We start from the raw sequence: 19,415 nt of genomic DNA, 5'->3' as shown, positions 1-19,415 counted from the left end.
TCAGGTCCTCTCACGCGTGGGAGCAGCAGACGTGAAGCTGGGAAGTGCGCATTCGACTCCGCCGGGCGACGGCGACTGGGCAGCGGCCCGTCGGCGGGGATGAGGGCTCTCGCGTTCGGGGAAGGGCCGGATCTCCGCGAAGCTCCATTCGTCGCGGGCGGCACGCTCGAATGCGGCAGGGCCCTCATCCAGCGCGCACAGAACGCCGAGGAGCAGCTTGTGGGACACCACGAGCAAGCCGCCGCCGTAAGACTGGGACAGCGCCGTGAGGTGCCGAGCGGCGAGGCAGGCGCGGCCATGCAGCTGGGCCAGGGATTCCCCGTCCCCGAAAGCAACGGACGGGTAGTGCATCCGTGTCCTACGCCACTCGACATACGCCGATGGGTAGTCCGAGGCCGTCCGGCCGATCACCGCGCTCGGTGCGCGCCATTCGGCCAACAGGGTCGTGTCGGCGATCACCGGGAGGCCGGTCACGCGGCTGATGATGACCGCGGTCTGAGCGGCCCGCGGCAAGGGGCTGGTGAGGATCGCCTGCACGGCACCGGGCAGCGGGGCCATGGCGACCTGCGCGCGACCCGCTTCGGAGAGCGAAACGCCCCATGGAGCGTGGTGTCCGGTTGCATGGCCTTCGTACGCGCCGTGACGCATCAGCCAGATCTCAGGCAAGGACCCACCCTCCGTCCACGTGGAGGGTCTGGCCGGTGATGAAGCCGGCGTCCTCGCCGGCCAGGAAGGCCACCGCGGTGGCGACGTCGGTCGGCGCACCGCGCCGCTTGATGCACTGCCGTGCGAGCTGCCGGACGGTCATGGCTTCGGGGTCGTCGACAACTGTCTGCTCGGCGGGGACCTGGATCGAGCCGGGCGCGACGCAGTTCACGGTGATGCCCGAAGGTCCGAGTTCGCGAGCCAGTGCCCGGGTGAGCCCTTCCACGCCGGCCTTCGCGCTGATGTAGGCGGACAGCTCATGGCGGCCGACGGTGGCCAGGACCGAGCCCATCGTGATGATGCGTCCGCGGCCTCTGGCGGCCATGTCCGGGGAGACGGCCCGGGCGAGCAGGTAGTGGCTGGTGAGGTTGACCGACAGCATGGCGTTCCATACCGCGGGTGTGGTCTCGGCCCAGGGCGTCCGCGGGTACGAGCCGGCGTTGCTGACGAGGATGTCGATGGCGCCGAGGCGCGCGACAGTCTGCGCGTGCAGTTCGCTGACCGCGCTCTCGTCGCGCAGGTCAGCTTCGAGAGCGAACGCGCGTCCGCCGGAGGCTCCGATGTCCATGGCCAGCTCGGCGGCCGCCTTCGGCTCGTCGTGGTGCGCGATGACGACGATGGCGCCCTTGGCCGCGAGCTGCTGTACGACGGCGGTGCCGATGCCGCCAGTGGCGCCGGTCACCAGGGCGGTTCTGCCGGTCAGTGGGGCAGGCACGGGGCCTCCTCGATGTGGAAGTAGGTGATCGGGTCGAAGTATGGGGAGAGCGCCTCGACGAGCCGGACGATGACGAGCAGCCGGTCGGTGGGCGTCAGGTCGCCGACGTCGTAGACGGCGAGGAGGCGCATGGCGACGTACGGTCGCAGGAGGGCTGCAAGGTCCTGACCAGGCCAGAGCCGTGCCGCTACGGGCAGCACGAGGCGGTGCCAGTACGCAGTGACAGCCGCCCTGCGGGAGACGGAGAGCCGTGACTCGTGCTCGATGTGCACGGAGCGGCGTGCGGCTTCGACGGACTGCTTTGTGACGACCGGTGTGTTGTCCGGTCGGCGATCGACGACCGCGGGGTGGTCGGCGAAGGCGGCAGGGTTGTACGTGGGGACCAGCCAGCCGCCGAGGGTGGTCACGTAGGTGAGGAAGTTGGCGAACTCGCCGAGCACACAGTTCGTCCCGGCGGTGTCGTAGTCGAACCAGGCAAGAGGCACCGCCAGGTTCACATCAGTCGGGTCGCCCTGCGTGAGGGCGACCCAGACCGGACCCGCGTTCTCGAAGTGCGTCCGGAGGTCCTTGAGGGTGGCCTGCCAGTCGAGCCTGGTGTCCAGGCCGTTGATGGTCAGGGTCCACGCGCCGAGGTCGTCGAAGGGAATCTCGACGTCGGCCACGCTGAGGAAGAGCTCGGTCTCGGCGTAGTACGAGTCCAGGCGGCCACCCGGAGCCGCTCGGTCCCAGTACAGCTTGCGGACCACGTGGACGGGGTCCTCCAGCACCGCGGTCGCCAGGATGTTCTCCCGGTAGGCATCGGTGAGCCGATCGAGGTAGAGACGGAGTTCCTCACCGACGCCGTCGGCGCTGAGGAGGTCGACGAGCAGACCGTTGTCCCGTCCGCCGGTGAGGCGCTCATACACCATGACGTAACCACCCGGTACGCGCATGGAGGCGTGCAGTGCCGGCACCCGGTACCGACTACGCAGGGCTTCGTGCCCCCTCCGTTCCTGCCGCGCCTCGTCCAGATCGCGGTTGTACTTCACCAGCAGCCGCTTCCCGGGGAGGTCGAGGGGAACGATGAGGTTCCGGGTGAAGCGGCGCGGGCGCCCGATCCGGATCATTTGCTGCCGCCAGGACGGCCGACTCCGGGCAGAAGGCCGGCGGCGAGGTCCGCCAAGTACTCCGGGGCAATAGCGGCCAGGCCACCGTCGGCGGGCGCACGGAGGGCGTCCCGCACCGGGCAGAGGTCTCCCTGGTGCATGCGCTCGGAGAAGGCGGTGGCTACGGCATGGTGGTGGTCCAGGCCAGTCGTCCACTTGCTGTAGCTGTGCCGGGCGTACAGGCCCACGACTGGGGGACCCCCACCGTCGGGCCGCCGGGAGAGGGCCGCGAGGTGGGTGAGGCCGGTGTCGTTGCCGATGACCAGGTCGCAGACAGCGAAGACGTCTGCGAGGTCCAGGGCGCGCAGGCCGTCCAGACGCAGAGCTCGAACCCGCGGTCCCGCGTTGTCGATCGCAGATGTCTCGGGCGTGGTTGCCTCGCCTCCGACGACGAGAAGCCTCACGTCCGTCCCACTGCGCTCGGCCAGATGTTCGGCCATACGCAAGTAGCGGGCGACCGTGTAGTCCTTCCGCTCGGGCCAGCTGGTTGCGGTGATCACTGCGATGGTCCTCCCGGCGAACCAGCCGTCCCTCCCAAGGGCCCGCACCACCGGGTTGGCCGACGGCTCCGGTGCGAGGAGCAGCGGGCAGAAGTCCCCGTTCGCGGGTAGCCGGACACCGAGGCGCCGCTCCAGAGCCAGGTAGTACCGGGCGGGCAGGTCGGTATGGACTCGCCAGCTCGACGCCCAGCAGGGTGGTGCGGCCGGGTCACACACGATCGGGATGACGTCGCCGACGTGCTTCTCGACGGTGGCGCGGTCCCCGATGAGGATGGTGGGTCCGGCGGCGGGCTCCACCAGGCCGAGCGGCACCGCGCGGCGGACGAGGGCGGCATGCCGACCCTCGACCGCTACGCGAATTTCGCGGGACGGGTGCCGAAGCCGCAGCCAATCCAGCACCGCCCGGACGCTGGACAGCGCCAGGAGCGAGTCGCCCAGGCTGCCGTTGAGGGCGACGATCACCGATGTCTGGACGGCCAGCCGATCGACGAGCTCGGCGGCCGCAGGGATGGGCAGCGTCTCGCCCACCTGCAGGAGTTCGCGGCTGTAGCCCAGCGGGACGCTATGCACGTCTTCACGGGTCGCGGTCTCACGGCTCAGGACGAACCGGGGTACGCCAGCCTCGTTGCTCGTCAACGAGAGCTGCCTATCGTGCTCAGCGAGACCAGGGGGACGCCGTGCGCGGCCAGCAGCTCCCGAGCACCTCGCGTCGTGTCTTCGACCAGGCAGGCGGCGGCCACGGGCGTGGCGCCGACCTGCCGCAGGCTCTGGGCGAGGTTGGCGAGCGTGTGCCCGGTGGTGACTTCGTCGTCGACCAGCAGCATGCGCTGGCCCTCCGCGATGCCGTAGGCGTACACGTCGGTGCGCATCGCGTGGGGCTCGCTGAATCTGACCGCACCCTCGAGCGGGAGGTGGAGCTTCCACGCGATCTTGTAGGGGAGCGCCGCGGCGTGGGCGAGCGCGACGGTGGGCAGGATGCCGCCGGCGTCGAGGCCCAGCAGGAAGTCAAGGGGCTCGAGTTCGGTACCGACCTCCTCCCGGACCCGGTACCACAGCTCCTCGCCCACGCCGGACAGATCGGACGGCGCGACCGGGGCCTCGAGGCCGTCCAGGGAGTGGATGATGCGCTCGCGGCGGCTCTGGGGGCCGATGGAAAGCCGCTCGACGATCCGTGCGGTGAACGGCGCGGTGGCGGTTTCGGGCATGGCGAAGCTCCTTGAGTACGTCATGGATTGGAGGCGAGCGCGGGGGCGCTCAGGCAGCGGACACCTGGGCGGCGTACCAGGCCAGCAGGTGATCAACAGCCGTGCACACCGACTGCAGGGCGCCCTCTGAGCTGCGGGTCAGCCACTCGTCGACAACGGCGACCAGCGCGGGCACCGTGAGCGTGGGCAGGCCGGGCAACTGCGCGGCCGCAGCGAGGATCTCGTCCGGGCCACTGACCCAGACCCCCTGCTCGCGTAGCAGGAGCCGGACGGCGAGGACCAGGTGACGGTAGAGCGGGCGGAGGCTGGTGGGAGTCGCTCCCGCGCGGAGGCGGCGCATGGTGAGAATGACCTGGGGAAGGTCCTGCGCCCCGGCCATGACGAGGTCGCGCCGGCTGATTACCGGCAACTCAAGTCCAGCCGAGGTGTGAAGCACCGGCTGTCCGTCCTGGAGCTGGTGGAGCACGAACGCCAGCCTGGGAGTGAGTCGACGGGCGGTGAGCTCGTCCGGAGTGGCCAGAGTGAGACCGACGGTTGCCAGGCCCTCCAGGGCCGCCTCGTACTTCTTCAGCGCCGCGGACACCGGCTCGGTGCCCTCGTGTTCGGCGATCACGAAAAGGTCGATGTCGGACCAACCTGCGATCCAGGGCCCCGTGCTCGGACTGCCCGTCAGCGCAGCGAGCCGGACCGGTTCTCCGACCGAACGCATGTCCTCCGCGAAGACGGCAGTGGCCGCCGCGACGGCGGTCGGCAGCGCCAGTGCGGACAGGTCCGCGATCTGCAGGGGTACCGTCAGCCGGGGAGTCTCCGCGATCCGGCGCAACCGGGCCCGCAAGTCGATCACGCTGCCGGAGTTGTCGATGACGTGGTCAGCCATGGCTTCGACCTTGTCCGCGCCGCGCTGGATTTTCACTGCGTCCTTCGCGGCCACGGCGTGCGGGGTCGAACCGGACCGGGCTACACGGACATCGAACGGGGCGGAGAGGTAGACGACCTGGAGGCGTTCACCGAGCATGATCTTCAGCTCTGCCATCGACTCGTCGTCGTGCACCGACTCGATCGTGAACAGCCCTGTCTCCACATGGGCCTCGGCGAACCGGTTCAGCTCCTCCAGCAGCAGCTCCGCCTGCCGGCGGGGCGAGAGCCGGTACGGGTCGGCAAGTCCGTGGTGGTGGGCGGCCTGCCGGAGCAGATACCCGATCTTGAAACGCTGGGCGCCCACGAGCCGGCGTATGTAGTCGGCCCCCGTGCTCTTTCCGGACTCGCTCAGCCCGCCAAAGGCAATCACCCGGTGGAGGTGCCGACTGGGGCTGATGGCCTCGTTCGTGGCCGTGCTGCCGCCATAGAGCTTGAACCGCGCCGGGGTCGGCAACAGCCGGGCTCCCGCCGCAACGTCGGCGGCGAGGACGTCCAGTGCCTCCGACAACGCCGCGTTCTGTGCGTGCAGCAGGGGAACCCGCTGAGCGACGGCCGCGTCGAACGGAGCGGCTTCCTCACTGCGCCAAATGCGCAGGGTGAGCACGGAGAGGCGGTCCAGCACGGAGGACAGCGTCTCGGTGTGGAGTACGGCGTCGGCACGCGGCGGGCCGGCCAACGCGGCCAGTACCTCGTCCACGCGCTCGGCCAGGTTGTTGCGCTCCGCGTTGAGCTGGTCGATCTCGCGCTTGCAATCGGCGATCTCGGCTTCGCTCAGCCCTCCGCGGACGCGGTCCTCGGCCAGCCACAGTCGGCCGTTGGTCGCGTGCAGGCGGTTGAGTGTGTCGTCCAGCCGCTGCCGGTCCTTGGGCGGTAGCACGGCCGCCGCCCGTATCAGGCGGGGCGGAAGAACGAGGGGAGGGACGTTCGCGGTCATCAGGAGTCCTCCGCGTCAGTGGAAGGAAGCAGGACCGATCCCGTGATGGTCACCACGTCGGCCTGGACCTGCTCGATGGACTTGCTCTCGCAGTCGACGACTCCGGCATACGCTCCCCGCTCCACCTGGTGTAGCAAGACCGCGTGCAGGGTCCGCTGGTACGCCGGGTAGACGCCGGTCCACGGCCGGCCCTCCCGCGCGCTGGTGATCGCGTAACTGCGTTCGGCGTCAAGCGACGGCAGGAGGAGAACGGGCACCTCCGGGGCCAGTACGCGGAAAGCTGCGATCCCCTCCACCGCAGTGAGCGCTTCAGCCGGGGACGAGCCCTCCTTGACCGAGGCTGTTGCCGCGCTGACGGCGATCAGCATCGGCAGCCCCCGGTCGAGGAGACCCACGCGGCCGCGCTCGAGAGCTCCGGACCGTCTTTCGTAGCTGTCGAGAAGCAGCCCGGTCAGTTCGGCAGTCGTGGACTCCTCGAACCACCACGTGGCGTAGCCCTCGCCCGCGACCTGATTCCAGGCGGTGGCGTGGTGTTCGTGTACGGAGCCGAGCGACTGGACTTTGGGGAAGCGAGAGGCGAGCAGGCGTAAGTGGGTGGTCTTGCCGACGTTGTCCGGGCCGTTGAGGCTGATGAACATGTCGGCGCTCAGGACGCGCGGATCTGGGTGTCGAGCACGGACTTGATGGCCTCGACGTTGCTGGCGGCGAAGTGGGCCAGCTCCGGCGGCATGAGGTTCAGCTGCCGGATCGCCTCCGCGGTGAACGGCACGCGCACGACCTCGTAACCGCCCCGCTCGGGCTTGTCGAACTCGGTGCCGGTACGTGCCTGGATGTCCATCTGGTCCAGGCGGGCGGCGAAGATGTGCTGTACACCGAGCCCGTTGTCCAGCGAGTCGGTGATCAGGTGCACGAGCTCTGCCCGGCTCAGTTTGCCGCCGAGTTCCTCGAACACTTCGCGGTGCAGCGCGTCCTCGATGCTCGCGTCCTCGGCTTCGACACCCCCGCCGACCGCCACCCAGTAGGGCTCCCGGCCGGGCTTGGTCCGCTTGATCAGCACGAGCTCGTCGCCGTCCAACAGGATGGCTCGTGCGTTCCGCTTGGTGATCACCTTGTTCTCGTTCCTCTCTGGGATTCCCTATGCGCCCCTGCCGAAGTACGGCTGACCCGGTTGTGCAAGGCCCGCATATGAGGTTCGCTTCCGACTGGAGTCGGGCGTGCCCCAGGGTCTGATACTGATAGGAACTCGCGCACATCGCGGTGGTGATATCACCCTTGTGATGGAGGAGTTGGATCTATGTCCAGGCCTGCATCCTCCGCCTTCTACCTGCGCGTCTTCCGCTCGCCCAGGAGGCCGTGATGACTGCGTCCCTGCCCGTCGCTGCCCGCGTGGATCTCCGTCGTCAGCCGATCGACGAAGTGTTGGAGCGCGTGGAACAGGCCCTGCATGTTCGGTTGAACAGGCAGGCACTGATCCGCAAGCGCCGTTCCCTGGGCGCTCCTACGGAGCGGGGCACATGGGTGCGGATCGAGCGCCGAGGGTTCGAGCGGATCGGCCCGCAGGGCTGGAATGGCACCGAGGCAGCTGCTGTGTTGCAGAAGATCGCGATGCCCGAGTGGTACTGCGGTATGGCGTGGCGCGAGCCGGGCGAGCCGGTGATGTGGCGTGCGGACGAGCTGGAGTTGATCGCTTCGCCGTCCGTAGCGAGCGGCGCCCGGGTGGTCGCAGATCCGGGTTTGCCAGATGCGTGGTGGGCGGAGTTGAACGCTTCGCTGGACGCGCTCGCTGAGCAGCAGACGCCCAGGATCGCCACACCGGACACGGTGACGATCACGCAGCAGCTTGTGACGGGGATGCTCGGGGCTGTCTTCCCCGGCGTGGCCGATACGCGGATCGAGCGGTGGGCGCCTGCTCATGCGGATCTGACCTGGGCCAACGTGATGGGCCCGAAGTTCTCCATCGTCGATTGGGAGGACTGGGGGATGGCGCCCCGGGGCCTGGACGCCGCAACGCTGTGGGGGAATGCGCTTGCCGTCCCGGAGCTCGCAGACCGTGTCCACCGGGAGAGGCGGGCGGACTTGGATAGCCGGGACGGCAAGCTGATGTCGTTGTTCTTCCTGTCGAAAATCGTCGGGCCTCACGCATGCGCGGAGGACCCTCTGCTTGAGCCGGCCCGGAAGGCGGCCGAGCATCTGATGGCTGAGCTTGAGGCAGGTGGAGGGCCCGCAGGTTCTGGTTGAGAGCTGCGGTACACACCGGGGGGCCGAGGGCCAGCACCCGCTGGGCCATGGGACAGGGGATGTCGGGATCTTGAACGGGACACCGAGGGAGTGCGGAGGAGCCCTACGGCCCAGCAACCACCAGCCCCATCTCGATGAGGGAACGAACGCGGTTGGCGGCCTGCTGCTCCCCGGGTCGTGCTGCGTCGTCGAGCCTGATGGGGAACGATGCGTGAACGGAGGCGAGGAGGTCCACGGTGTCCGGGCTCGCCGCGAAGACGCCGTCGGCAGCGGCGAACGCGACCTGGCCGTCCGGGGTGGTGCCGAGCAGCTCGATTCCTCCCGGTATCCGTGTGCGAAGCAGCGTACCGTCGGTCAGCCGCACCGATTCCGCCGAGAGCGGGAGCCTTGATCGCAGCAGCCGACGATAGGTTGCCTCGTTCGGAGGGAACTCGGCCACACCGAGGTGGGCCGGCACTTGGTTCCGGGAGATCCAGTTGTGGTGCCGGAGGAGGGCGATGGAGAGGAGCCCGCTGTCGTCGCCGAGCGGGATCGCCTGGTGGGGATGCCCCTCAGGGAAGAGCAGGCAGTCCCCGGGTTTCAGTACCTCGTCGAGGACGACTCGGGAGGCGGGTCCTCCCTCCGGGGTGTCCCAGCCGCCCAGTTGGAAACGCTTGCTGCCCCAGAGCATCAGGGCGATGACGTCCTGGCGATCGGAGTGCCATCCGGTGACGCTTGTCGTGCCGGCGGAGATGAAGAGCTTCGTGAACACATCAGCTCCGGACACGGCGACGACATCGTCCATGAGCACTGCCAGGGCCGCAGACCAGCGGTCGAACTGTCGGACTCCGAGGGTGACTCCTCCGTCCAGTGCCCGCCTGACCCGATGGATGTCCATCTGGAAGGTGTCGGAGTCCGGTTCCAGCCGGTTGCCGAAGCGGTCGCCGGGCAGCTTCCCGTCGGCGTCGCGGAGCTCCATGTCCGCGTTAGCTCCCGTACCAGGTCCGGCGATCAGCCGTGGCTCAGCCGTAAGCCAGCGCTCGAACTCAGCGCGGCCAGGCAGCCAGCCGGCGTCATCAGCACCCCTTCCGAGCGACGGGGCTTCGCAGGGCCGTCCGAGGCTCGCCACCACAGTGTCACCCAGAATGAGACGGAGGCGCTCGGCGGCTCGCTCGACGGCAGCGCTGTTGGCCGCGTCGATGAGGGCGACGAGGCTGTCGGGAACGACGCCTACGCGGATAGTCAGTCGGTCGACTTCGTCCAGCCGATGCACGGCGTGTGGCGTCACGGTCATCGCTCCAAGGTCTTGAGTAAGGCGGAGAGGTGAGACTCGAGGTCGGCGACGAGACCCGGCCATGGGGAGACACGCAGCCGGTGCACCGGGACTCGGGAGGCCAGCTCACGGCTGCTCCGATGCAGGTCTGCCGGGCTGGCGCCCCCGTCTCGGAGGTGTTCCACCAGCCACGACCTGGCCTCCTCCTCGTCGCCAGCCGTCTCGATGGCGCCCGGACAGCTTCGCTCCTGCTCCGGGAGGAGGATCACCACGGCAGCGGGCAGTGAGGCGCCGAGGTACGTTCCCGCTTCCTGCGGCAGCGGCACGGAGGTTCTTTGCTCGCCGGACCGTACTGCGATCGGGAGCGGGACACCGAAGACCACACCGGTCAACGAGTCCAGCAGTACGACCTCGTCGGTGGCGATGGAGGCGAGCCTGGCGTCGCGGGCCCAGAGTGCCGCGGTCGTCTTGCCGGCCTTCTGGTTGCCGCAGACGAGGAGGGCTTGGCCAGGGGCCGGCACGAGCAGTGCGGCGTGCAGGGCGACGAACCGCCCACGGTACGGGGGAGTGGCGAGCGGGGGCAGAGCGGGCAGGTGGCCCGCCAGCGCGTGCCACTGGGGATCACCGGGCATGCGGTAACGGACGCCGGGTCGTTCGCCGGCGAATGACCGGTGCAACATGTCGGCCCGAGCGGCGCGGTCGAGCCGCACGAGGACGTCGGCGGTCCGTCGGCGGACGGGTACCGCGGCAGCGAGACCCGTCCGGAGCCATCGTTGAACCGCCGGGTCGACCGTGTGGTAGCGGACCGTACCTCCCGCGAGAAGCAGGTCGACGAACGGCATGACATCTTCGTCGACCCTCTGGGCCGGGCTGGAGACCATGCCGAGGGCCTGGTGCAGAGGGAGCGGCCAGAGCACGTCCTCTCGCCACAGTCGCGTACCGATAGCGCTGCTGACCTGATAGGCCGTGCACGTCGTGTTCTCCACGACGTCCCATGTTCCGTCGGATCGTTCGGAGACGGCCCACCCTGAGGGCTCAGTGCTCAATTGCGTCACCCCCATGTGCTCCGGCATCGGGGCTGGTCGTTCGGGTCCTGCCCACGCCTACGAGGTAGGCTCCGTCGTGGACGGTGCCGAGCCCAGTCAGTGGCTCCAGCAGATGCTCCACCAGAGCCGGACTCTGAAAGACACCGCACGACGGATCCGTCGCCAGGCCCAGGGCGATGCGCTGTGCGTCACGCCCGCACTGGATGAGCGCGCTCTGCCAGGACACGCTGCCAGGTTCCGTGGTTCGGGGGACGAGCCAAGCCACCGCCGATATACCTGCTGTCCAAGGCTGTCCTATGGCCGCGCGCTGGATCGCATCGGGAGTGGGCGCCGGTCCGACCCGCGCCCAGCCGCCGTCAGTGCGCTGGTACGTGCCGGTCTCCAGGACGTGGTTCGGGTACAGCAGGCTGAGCCGGACTTCGCTCCGTACGGTCGCCAGGATCAGGAGCAGAGTGTCCAGGCTTCCTCTGGTGAGTGGCAGCTCGGAGAAGGCGCGGTGGGTTCGCCGCGCAGCAAGGGCAGCGGGCAGTTGGGACCAGGGCACCGGCGGCGCCAGTGCGGCCGAGGTCGTCGTTCGGTGCTTCTTCGCCTGGGCTTCGCCGGCTGCCTCGGCGTGCACCAGGAGCGAGGGGAACCAGCTGGACTCGATCCACGGTCGGGACTGCTCCCAGAGCCTCATGGCTTCGTCTGCGGGGAGAAGGGCCCGGGCCGCTACCAGCTCCTCGACCTCCGCCGGGGACGCGCCGCTGTTCTCACGGATCTCGGCCGGCCGGGAGGGGCGGTCACCGCGCGTACTGGGGTTGGCGTAGGCGAGGGCGGTAACGGTCTCGGGCGTGAGCCTGGCCAGGCCCTGCCGTTCGGAGTGGACCTGGGCGTAGAGGCCGTCGGCCCGCGGGATGAGGGACAGGAGGGGGTTGGTCCGGTACTCGGTGTCCGGGACCGTCGGCCTGATCTCGGGAGCTGGCGGTGGTCCTCCTGTCACGAGAGCCGGTTCCGGTGTGGCGAAGAGCAGCCCGAGAATCGGGTCCGGTCCCGTAAAGGACGGCATCGGAAGCCAGGCGGTGGACCAGCCGGTGGCTTGCAGGGCCAGGTCGAGCGTTTCCAGTACGTGGCCGGCGTCGATGAGGACGGGCCGGAAGGCACGTACGTCCCGGTAGCGCCACATGGCGCGCTCGACATGGCTGGAGACGATGAACGCCGCGCCCGACGGCGGGAGGGGCGCCGTCACGGGGAATGCGGCTTCCGCGCGGACCAGCGTGTGGCGGTCGCCGTCGTACCACCACGATCCCCGCAACGGCGCGGGCCACCCGTCCCCGAGGACCACGCCGAGGTCCGTGGGGTGCCGGGCACCGCCGGAGGGGCTGCTCTTGAGAACGATGGGGCCGTGTCGGCCTTGTCGCCGTCCGGTGATCCGCCCGGCCGCGGCCAGCCACGAGGCCAGGAGGCCGACGTCGGGAACCCTGCGGGGTCCGACGGGGAGCGGATCCTCGGGCAGAACAGTGCTCGGACCGGGGCGCGGGGTCGCGACGGGAGGTGGCCCACCGTTCGCCGCGTAGCCGTCCATGAGTGCCCGGTCCGCCTCGTGGCTCGTTTCGACGCTGTAGTCCAGGAAGGGGTAGTCGAGGTTCAGACGGCGGTAGTGGGCCAGGAAGTCCGGTGCCTCCGGACTCTCCCAGGCAGCCGAGATGCCGAGAGCCCTGGCGGCCGCGGTGAATTCCTCACTCGCCTCGCGATCCTCGCCTTGGGCGATCCAGGAGAGCAGGGCGCACTCCCGGTCCTTGCCGGAGAGGACGTACGCCTGGCGGGTCGCGGCGTCGACGGAGACCCATCGAGCGTCGGCTTGTATCTGGGGAGCCATGGTCCGTGCGGGAAATATGCGAACCCTGTCCATGTGGTGGAAGTCCTCCTGAGTGCCGGATCCGGGACGCGGCGGGCCCGCGGCAGCACTGCTGCCGCGGGCCCTGGTGCCTCAGGAGCTGTTCTGCACGAGGGCGCGGCGGAACAGGGGTACCGCGGAGTAGATGCCGGCGCTCGCGTCGGGCATGGAGAACCAGACGGCGTCCGCCGGCGGCTGGCCGTCGGCGGCGAAGCGCTCCAGGGCGGAGCGGGTCAGCAGCCACCGCCGGTCACCGTCGGGGTCGGAGATCAGGATGGAGGGGTCGGCCGAGCCGGTGCCCGCGACGACGGGGACCTGCTCGCACAGGGTCTTCGACGGCAGGACGAACACGACGTCGGCACCCTCGCCGAGCTGGGCCGGTTCGACCGTGAACTCGCCCAGGAGCTCCGGGTCGAGTACGTAGGTGGCGTTGTTTCCGGGGTCTTGCACCGCGATCTTCACAGGCACCTTCCACAGGTCGACCGCAGAGGCTGGCGGATCCAGAACCCCTGCGGGGGTGGTTCGTGATGTGTCAGCAGTGGACTGGAGCTTCGCTTGCACGGCACACGTGGGCCATCGAGCCGGACGTGCTCCGTCCACCCGGCCTCAACGCACACGTGTGGTGACTGGCTGTCACAGGGCGGAGACTCTAGTACGGACATCCGCTCCTTGTGCAGTGCATTGGGCGCCCTTATCCGGCATGGCCGGAATCCTTCCGGCCGGGATCACTGCGAACCGGTCAACTCCTGTTGCCCGTAACGCAAGACGGCGTTGCCGGCCCCACGTTAGGGGCGGCAACGCCGTCTGTCGTTTCAGCGTGAGTTACATGGTGATCTCGTAGGTGAGGAGTTCACTCTCGGCCACTTCGAGATCCACCTCGCCAATGTTCCCGGCAGATTGCACGTCTCCGCTCACCTGGCGAAGGCTGGCCAGCAATGGTGCCGGCCCGTGTGCCGAGAGCTTGGCCACCTCAGCTCGCATGGAGACCTGAGCTGCGCTCTTGGCCCTTCGGATGGCGGCGATGGCTTCCGCGGCGACATCCAGGAGCTGAGGGTCTCCCTTCAGGCACTGCTCCCGCAGCTCCGTCCCGCTGGGCCACTGAGCCTGGTGCACCGAGCCCTGCTGCCACCAGCTCCACGCCTCTTCGGTCGCGAACGGTACGAACGGCGCGAGGAGCCGCAGTAGCGTCGACAGCGCCGTCGACAGGGTCGCCTGCGCGGACGCGGCGGCCTCCTCGCCCCCTCCTCCGTAGGCGCGAGTCTTCACCAGCTCCACGTAGTCGTCGCAGAACGCCCAGAAGCACCGCTCGATCGTCTCGAGCGCCCGGGCGTAGTCGTACGCCTCCAGCTGAGCCGTCGCTTCGTCCACGACGTCTGCGAGCCGTGCGAGCAGCGCCTGGTCCAGCGGATTGGTCACCGCAGCGCGCCGTTCCCCCACACCGAGGCCGAGCACGAACTTCGACACGTTGAGGATCTTGATGGCCAGACGTCGGCCGATCTTCATCTGGCCGATCTCGAAGGCGGTGTCCGTTCCCGGCCGGGCCGAGACTGCCCAGTACCGCACTGCGTCCGACCCATGCTGGTCCAGAAGGTCCAGCGGGGTGACGACGTTGCCCTTCGACTTGGACATCTTCTTGCGGTCGGGGTCGAGGATCCAGCCACTGATTGCGGCATGGGCCCAGGGGAGCGCGTCGTGTTCCAGCTCGGCCCGGGCGACGGTGGAGAACAGCCAGGTGCGGATGATCTCATGGGCCTGCGGGCGCAGGTCCATCGGGAAGACACGCTGGAAGAGGTCGTCGTCGTGGCCCCAGCCGCCGGCGATCTGCGGTGTCAGCGAAGACGTGGCCCAGGTGTCCATCACGTCCGGGTCGCCGGTGAAGCCGCCGGGGACGTCCCGCTGGTCCGGCGTGAAGCCGGGCGGGGTGTCGCTGCTGGGGTCCACGGGCAGCGCGTCCTGCGACGGCACGATCAGCTCGTCAGTCGGGTTGCCGTCGGTATCCAGCTGATACCAGACGGGAACGGGTACGCCGAAGTAGCGCTGTCGGCTGATCAGCCAGTCCCCGGCAAGTCCCTCCACCCAGGACTGGTACCGGTTCCGCATGTGCTCGGGGTGCCAGTTCAGCTCATGGCCGCGCTCCAGCAGCTTCTGCCGGAGTTCCGCGTCGCGTCCGCCGTTGCGCAGGTACCACTGGCGGCTGGTGACGATCTCGAGGGGCTTGTCGCCCTTCTCGTAGAACTTGACCATGTGGTTGAAGGGCCGCGGCTCGCCGACGAGGCTGCCGTCCGCGCGGAGCAGCTCCACCAGGCGCTCCCGGGCCGTGTGCGGCGTCGCCCCGGCGAGCTGGGCATACGCGGTCCTCGCGGCGTCGGATTCCAGCGCGGCCGGTGCCTCGCGTACGAACCGGCCGTCCCGCCCGATCACCGAACGGGTGGGAAGGTCCAGCTCGCGCCACCACACCACGTCGGTGGTGTCGCCGAAGGTGCAGATCATGGCCGCACCCGTGCCCTTCTCAGGGTCGGCCAAGCGGTGGGCCACCACAGGCACCTCGACACCGAAGACCGGCGTCCGCACCGTGGTGCCGAACAGCTTCTGGTAGCGCTCGTCGTCCGGATGCGCCACGACTGCCACGCAGGCGGGCAGCAGCTCGGGGCGTGTCGTGGCGATCTCCAGTGCCGGCCCTGCCTCTGCCCTGAACAGCAGATGGTGGTAGGCGCTGGGGCGCTCGCGGTCCTCGAGCTCGGCCTGGGCGACTGCGGTCTGGAACGTCACGTCCCACAGTGTCGGAGCCTCGGCCTGGTACGCCTCGCCGCGAGCGAGGTTGGCCAGGAAGGCGCGCTGGGAGATGGCACGCGCCCGGCTGTCGATCGTCTGGTAGGTGTGATTCCAGTCGACGGAGAGCCCCAGCCGGCGCCACAGGCTCTCGAAAACCTTCTCGTCCTCCACCGTGAGCCGCTCGCACAGCTCGATGAAGTTGCGGCGGGACACCGGGACCTGCTGCTTGCCTGGAGAGGCGGGCGGAGTGAAGTCCGGGTCGTACGGCAGCGAGGGGTCACACCGCACGCCGAAGTAGTTCTGCACCCTGCGCTCGGTCGGCAGGCCATTGTCGTCCCAGCCCATCGGGTAGAAGACCGCCTTGCCGCGCATCCGGTGGAAGCGTGCGAGTGCGTCCGTCTGGGTGTACGAGAACACGTGCCCGACGTGGAGGGAGCCGCTCACGGTGGGCGGAGGCGTGTCGATCGAGTACACCCGCTCGCGAGGCGCGGTGCGGTCGAATACGTATACGCCCTGCTCGTCCCAGGTCGGAGCCCATTTGGCCTCAAGGCCGTCGAGTGTGGGTTTGTCGGGTACGCCCTGGCGAGGAGATGCGGTCGTCATGACGGTAGATGGTATCGGGCTGTGGAGGTCCGTAATTCCCTTATCGAATAGCGTAGTTCAGGCCAACGATGGCGGTGTGATGAGAGTGCTGTCGGACGAGCGTGGCGGGCCTGGACCTCTGAGATGCGAGGTCGGAGCGGGGCCGCTGGTGCGCAGTCAGCCAGGCGCTTGCTGTGGGGGTAGGCCGAAAAGTGGCAGGCACGGGGTGAGGCCCGTGATCTCGGTGACCGGAGTCACGGTCGTCTGCCATGTACTGCGTGACAGCCGGAGCCGCTGCAGGATGACGACATCCCCACGAACGACACGTCGTTCGATGCCGTCGGTGGCGTATCCCAGCTTGCGGGAGACCGCCAGTGAAGCGCTGTTGTCCATGAACGAGCCAGTGGTCGCTGACTCGGCCCCCAGTCCCGTGAACGCCAGGTGGAGGACGGCTGCTCGCATCTCCGTGCCTATTCCCTGACTCTGGAACGTCAGTCCCAGCCACGAGGCGGTGTTGACCTCCCTCACCAGCGCGAAGCGTCTCGCAGCCAGGGCCTGCACTCCCACGGGACGGCCTTCAAGGAAGACCGCGAGATTGAGGGACCAGTCCTCCGGTCGCCAGTTCCCGAGTCGCAGCCACTGGTGCTGAATCATGGAGCGCGCTCGGTCGGCGCCGGGTTGATCCGTCCAGCCGCTACTGAATGGCATCTGGGATGGATCATGAACACCCTGGTATGCCAGATCGCCCAGTTCCGCGAGCTCATCCGGGTTGGGCAGGCGAAGCACCAGGCGGGGCGTCGTCAGCCGCAGGCCCAGTAGCGGCCAGTAATCGATCAGCACAATCCAGTCTGTCCACGACTCCATTCGCCGAGCCACTTGAGCTACATCCAACGGTGACGGAAGTGCCGAGCCCTTCCGAGATTCGCCTGAAGCGTGGCCGAGATTCGCCCGAATGGGCGATGCGGCTGTCGTGATACAGAGAAGACGACCTAAGGACGGCCCCGGACCAGAGCCGAGGCAAGGCTGCTCAGCCTGGTAGGGGTGGTTGCCGGCGAGGCGGGGGATCTGCTGGCGCATGCTGGCTCAGCGCACTTCCTGGAGTACTTCGACTACCACCGCTCCGCCAAGACCTACGCCTGAGAAGCGTCGGTGTGCTCACATCGTCCTTCCTCGCGGTCGTGGCGTCACGTTGTGTGGGCTGCGCGTGCCGCTCCCCTCAATCTCGTTGGCGTAGCGCCACGAGGTTGCTGCACTCTGAGGAGATGCTGGCCACAGTGACCCCACGCCCGCACTACAGTTCCACTGCCATTCGCCCCGGATGGCAGGACCTTCCCGAGGCTGTCCGTCTTCTGATCGGTCGGCGGTTCAGCGGCCCAGTATCGGCTGGACAGAGCTCTGGAAGCGGGTTCACCCGCGGCTTTGCCGCCGTGATCCGCTCAGATGGCGATGCTCAGTTCGTGAAGGCCGTCAACAGTGCCGACTCCTTGCACATCGCGGACTGCTACCGGCGCGAGGCGCTGATCAACACGGCGCTACCCAACGAAGTGCCGGCTCCCCGTCTGCGATGGCATGAGGAGGAGGACGGATGGGTTGTCCTGGGTTTCGACGCCGTCCTCGGGGGGCGTATGCCCAGTGAACCCTGGAAGCCCGAGGAGCTGTCGGCCGCGTTGGATGCATGGGCCACGACGGCAGAGGCGCTCGCTCATCCGTCTGCCCAGCTTCTACAAACGGGGCTCAAACCAGTGGGCGACGGAGGAGACTTCGACGATTGGCGCGCCCTCACGGGAGGCGCCACTGAGCACCGTCTACTGCCGACCTGGACGCCATTTCATCTCTTGGATCAACTGGCCGACCTGGAGGCTGGATGGCGCGAGGCTACCGCGGGCACCGCGGTTCTGCACCATGACCTCCGGCAGGACAACGTCCTGCTCGACACCAGTGGATCGGCCTGGATCTGCGACTGGAACTGGCCCTGCCTTGGCGCAAGTTGGTTCGATCTTGTGCTGCTTCTGGCAACTGCATTCGCTGATGGGTACGACGCATCGGCGCTTTTCGCCCGCCATCCCACGGCCCAGGCTGTTGAAGCAGAGCAGCTGGACGCCGCTTTGGCCGCCCTTGCCGGCTTCTTCCTCGTTTCAGGAGCCCAGCCACCTCACGATTTCGGATCGCCGTTTCTTCGACAGCACCAAACTTGGAGCGGCGAGGTCGTTCTGCGGTGGCTTGCCGCGCGAAAGAAGTGGGTGATTTGACATGGGTCCGGTTGGAGCGGCGCGTGTCGTAGAAGGACCTCATGCTGCCGTTCGGGCGGCTCTTCTGGCCGAAGCCTGACCGTCTGAGCCCTGGGCCTTCCTTGACTGGGATGGCTGGGGCGACGCTCCAGCCCATGACCTGGTCACCAGCGGTGAGATCATCACTGGTGGTATGGCGTGATCGTGTTGCGGAGGGGAAGAACGTGGCCAGGGATTCGGCGTTGCGGGGGTATCTGCTGGAGGAGTCGCTGGCCTGGCTGTTGCGATTCTCCGGCTACCGGCTTCTGGTGCACGAGGACCAGGATCCCGTGGAGCTCGTGAGTCAGGGTGACACGCTCCGGGTCCGGGGGCGGGGTGCACTGCATCAGGTGGACGCGCTGGGCGAGTTCGCGTTCACGCCGGCGTTCTCGATGCCGGTGCGGCTCTTTCTTGAGGCGAAGTTCTACAAGGACAGGGTCGGGCTGGAGATCGTGCGAAACGCGCACGGCGTCGTGCACGACGTGAACGAGAACTTCATGACGCATGCCGGGAGGCGGCCGCGGCAGCGCTACCAGTATTCGTACGCCCTGTTCTCCGCGAACGGATTCACCGCTGAAGCGCAGAAGTACGCGCTTGCCCATCAGCTCTCGTTGGTGGATCTCTCCGGCGCGTCGTTCGCCTGGCTGCTGGGGGCCATTGGTACGACAGCGTGGACATTGGACAAGGCGCAGAAGCACCTGGGGCCGTCCGAGCCGTTCCCGATAACGTGGCTCCGTACCGAGCTGCGAAGGGCGTTGGGTACCGCACCGGACCATCTGCTGCCAGCGGTTCCGGTCGCTGAGGGGAAGTTTAAGCAAGAGGCGACCGCTACCATTGCGAGTTTCGTCGCGGCTATGCAGCAGCGCAGCGACGCTGAGCTGCTGCTCGGGTTTCCGGCGGCTCCGTTCATCCTGCCGCTGGCCGCCGACGATCACCATGCGTTCGTGGCGTATGCGGATGCCCAGCCTGACCACGCGGTGCGGATCCGGCGGCGGGGCAGCGGCGGCTCGGCGGAGTGGACCCTGTCGCCGTTGAGTGCGGAGAGCGCGTATGAGCTGGCGTTCAAGCTGCCGGAGCATGTGGAGGACTGGATCAGCGACATCGCCGAGAAGGAGCGGGGCCGCACGCTGGAGGTGAAGGAGCAGTTCCTGTCGGCGATAACGATCTATCGGATGAGCGGCGGTGGGGTGCGCGCCTATCAGCTCCGCTATGAGGCGAGTTCTTTGTCGCGTACGTGATGTCAGCCGAGACTCTGGCCTC

The 19,415-nt window shown here is 68.3% G+C and carries 17 protein-coding genes; 3 read left to right on the top strand and 14 right to left on the bottom strand.

All coding sequences use genetic code 11. The annotated features are described in order from the left end of the window. The 8 genes from AC2RP6_RS07115 to AC2RP6_RS07080 are packed head-to-tail and all read right to left on the bottom strand — an operon-like array spanning position 1 to position 7,227. Positions 1-666 (bottom strand): histidine phosphatase family protein, encoded by a 666-nt coding sequence (locus AC2RP6_RS07115; RefSeq protein WP_486445413.1) that lies wholly within the window; start codon positions 664-666, stop codon positions 1-3. Then, complete coding sequence (locus tag AC2RP6_RS07110; RefSeq protein ID WP_486445412.1) at positions 659-1,420, bottom strand: SDR family NAD(P)-dependent oxidoreductase; 762 nt, start codon at positions 1,418-1,420, stop codon at positions 659-661. The genes AC2RP6_RS07115 and AC2RP6_RS07110 overlap by 8 nt, the downstream gene beginning before the upstream one ends. After that, a complete protein-coding gene (locus AC2RP6_RS07105) occupies positions 1,405-2,526 on the bottom strand; it encodes a hypothetical protein (protein WP_486445411.1) in 1,122 nt (373 codons plus the stop codon). The genes AC2RP6_RS07110 and AC2RP6_RS07105 overlap by 16 nt, the downstream gene beginning before the upstream one ends. Beyond that, positions 2,523-3,701, bottom strand: a complete 1,179-nt coding sequence (locus tag AC2RP6_RS07100) for a glycosyltransferase family 9 protein (RefSeq protein WP_486445410.1) — start codon at positions 3,699-3,701, stop codon at positions 2,523-2,525. Before AC2RP6_RS07100 ends, AC2RP6_RS07105 begins: the two co-directional genes overlap by 4 nt. Then, a complete protein-coding gene (locus AC2RP6_RS07095; RefSeq protein WP_486445409.1) occupies positions 3,698-4,270 on the bottom strand; it encodes a phosphoribosyltransferase in 573 nt (190 codons plus the stop codon). The genes AC2RP6_RS07100 and AC2RP6_RS07095 overlap by 4 nt, the downstream gene beginning before the upstream one ends. Positions 4,271-4,319: 49 nt before the next feature. Continuing rightward, positions 4,320-6,122: a DUF4254 domain-containing protein gene (locus AC2RP6_RS07090; protein ID WP_486445408.1), complete on the bottom strand. Its 1,803-nt coding sequence runs from the start codon at positions 6,120-6,122 to the stop codon at positions 4,320-4,322. Continuing rightward, the gene (locus AC2RP6_RS07085) at positions 6,122-6,760 is read right to left on the bottom strand and encodes a hypothetical protein (RefSeq protein WP_486445407.1); all 639 of its coding nucleotides are present in this window, start codon (positions 6,758-6,760) and stop codon (positions 6,122-6,124) included. Before AC2RP6_RS07085 ends, AC2RP6_RS07090 begins: the two co-directional genes overlap by 1 nt. Positions 6,761-6,768: 8 nt before the next feature. Next, entirely contained in the window at positions 6,769-7,227 is a 459-nt protein-coding gene (locus AC2RP6_RS07080; RefSeq protein WP_486450246.1) for an NUDIX hydrolase, read from the bottom strand. Between the two features lie 251 nt (positions 7,228-7,478). Between AC2RP6_RS07080 and AC2RP6_RS07075 the strand changes: the two genes are divergently transcribed. Then, positions 7,479-8,360, top strand: coding sequence for a hypothetical protein (locus tag AC2RP6_RS07075; protein WP_486445406.1), 882 nt, complete (start codon positions 7,479-7,481; stop codon positions 8,358-8,360). A gap of 103 nt (positions 8,361-8,463) precedes the next feature. Here AC2RP6_RS07075 and AC2RP6_RS07070 read toward each other — a convergent pair whose 3' ends face one another. The 6 genes from AC2RP6_RS07070 to AC2RP6_RS07045 all read right to left on the bottom strand — a co-directional run bounded on the left by AC2RP6_RS07070 (position 8,464) and on the right by AC2RP6_RS07045 (position 16,728). Further along, the gene (locus tag AC2RP6_RS07070; protein WP_486445405.1) at positions 8,464-9,633 is read right to left on the bottom strand and encodes a JmjC domain-containing protein; all 1,170 of its coding nucleotides are present in this window, start codon (positions 9,631-9,633) and stop codon (positions 8,464-8,466) included. Continuing rightward, positions 9,630-10,529 carry a hypothetical protein gene (locus AC2RP6_RS07065; protein ID WP_486445404.1) on the bottom strand — a complete coding sequence of 300 codons (900 nt, stop codon included), beginning with the start codon at positions 10,527-10,529 and terminating at the stop codon, positions 9,630-9,632. Before AC2RP6_RS07065 ends, AC2RP6_RS07070 begins: the two co-directional genes overlap by 4 nt. Before the next feature lie 118 nt (positions 10,530-10,647). Next, on the bottom strand, positions 10,648-12,516 hold the full coding sequence (locus tag AC2RP6_RS07060) for a nitroreductase family protein (RefSeq protein WP_486445403.1): 1,869 nt from the start codon (positions 12,514-12,516) through the stop codon (positions 10,648-10,650). Positions 12,517-12,627: 111 nt separating this feature from the next. Next, entirely contained in the window at positions 12,628-12,984 is a 357-nt protein-coding gene (locus AC2RP6_RS07055; RefSeq protein ID WP_486445402.1) for a hypothetical protein, read from the bottom strand. A gap of 372 nt (positions 12,985-13,356) precedes the next feature. After that, positions 13,357-15,909 carry a valine--tRNA ligase gene (gene valS / locus AC2RP6_RS07050; RefSeq protein ID WP_486445401.1) on the bottom strand — a complete coding sequence of 851 codons (2,553 nt, stop codon included), beginning with the start codon at positions 15,907-15,909 and terminating at the stop codon, positions 13,357-13,359. A 156-nt stretch (positions 15,910-16,065) separates the two neighbouring features. Then, a complete protein-coding gene (locus AC2RP6_RS07045) occupies positions 16,066-16,728 on the bottom strand; it encodes a GNAT family N-acetyltransferase (RefSeq protein ID WP_486445400.1) in 663 nt (220 codons plus the stop codon). Positions 16,729-17,150: 422 nt separating this feature from the next. Between AC2RP6_RS07045 and AC2RP6_RS07040 the strand changes: the two genes are divergently transcribed. Beyond that, complete coding sequence (locus tag AC2RP6_RS07040) at positions 17,151-18,137, top strand: phosphotransferase family protein (protein WP_486445399.1); 987 nt, start codon at positions 17,151-17,153, stop codon at positions 18,135-18,137. A 134-nt stretch (positions 18,138-18,271) separates the two neighbouring features. Then, entirely contained in the window at positions 18,272-19,393 is a 1,122-nt protein-coding gene (locus AC2RP6_RS07035; RefSeq protein WP_486445398.1) for a hypothetical protein, read from the top strand. Positions 19,394-19,415: the final 22 nt, after the last annotated feature.

Source organism: Streptomyces sp. WAC03905 (assembly GCF_057371075.1).
Note: the sequence above shows the minus strand (reverse complement) of the source record. Positions and strands in the feature narration are given on the sequence as shown.

Coding starts and splice junctions, on each gene's coding strand:
- AC2RP6_RS07060 (WP_486445403.1), bottom strand. CDS start 12,516: ATGGCTCCCCAGATACAAGCCGACGCTCGATGGGTCTCCGTCGACGCC.
- AC2RP6_RS07090 (WP_486445408.1), bottom strand. CDS start 6,122: ATGACCGCGAACGTCCCTCCCCTCGTTCTTCCGCCCCGCCTGATACGG.
- AC2RP6_RS07040 (WP_486445399.1), top strand. CDS start 17,151: ATGCTGGCCACAGTGACCCCACGCCCGCACTACAGTTCCACTGCCATT.
- AC2RP6_RS07095 (WP_486445409.1), bottom strand. CDS start 4,270: ATGCCCGAAACCGCCACCGCGCCGTTCACCGCACGGATCGTCGAGCGG.
- AC2RP6_RS07105 (WP_486445411.1), bottom strand. CDS start 2,526: ATGATCCGGATCGGGCGCCCGCGCCGCTTCACCCGGAACCTCATCGTT.
- AC2RP6_RS07085 (WP_486445407.1), bottom strand. CDS start 6,760: ATGTTCATCAGCCTCAACGGCCCGGACAACGTCGGCAAGACCACCCAC.
- AC2RP6_RS07035 (WP_486445398.1), top strand. CDS start 18,272: ATGACCTGGTCACCAGCGGTGAGATCATCACTGGTGGTATGGCGTGAT.
- valS (WP_486445401.1), bottom strand. CDS start 15,909: ATGACGACCGCATCTCCTCGCCAGGGCGTACCCGACAAACCCACACTC.
- AC2RP6_RS07070 (WP_486445405.1), bottom strand. CDS start 9,633: ATGACCGTGACGCCACACGCCGTGCATCGGCTGGACGAAGTCGACCGA.
- AC2RP6_RS07075 (WP_486445406.1), top strand. CDS start 7,479: ATGACTGCGTCCCTGCCCGTCGCTGCCCGCGTGGATCTCCGTCGTCAG.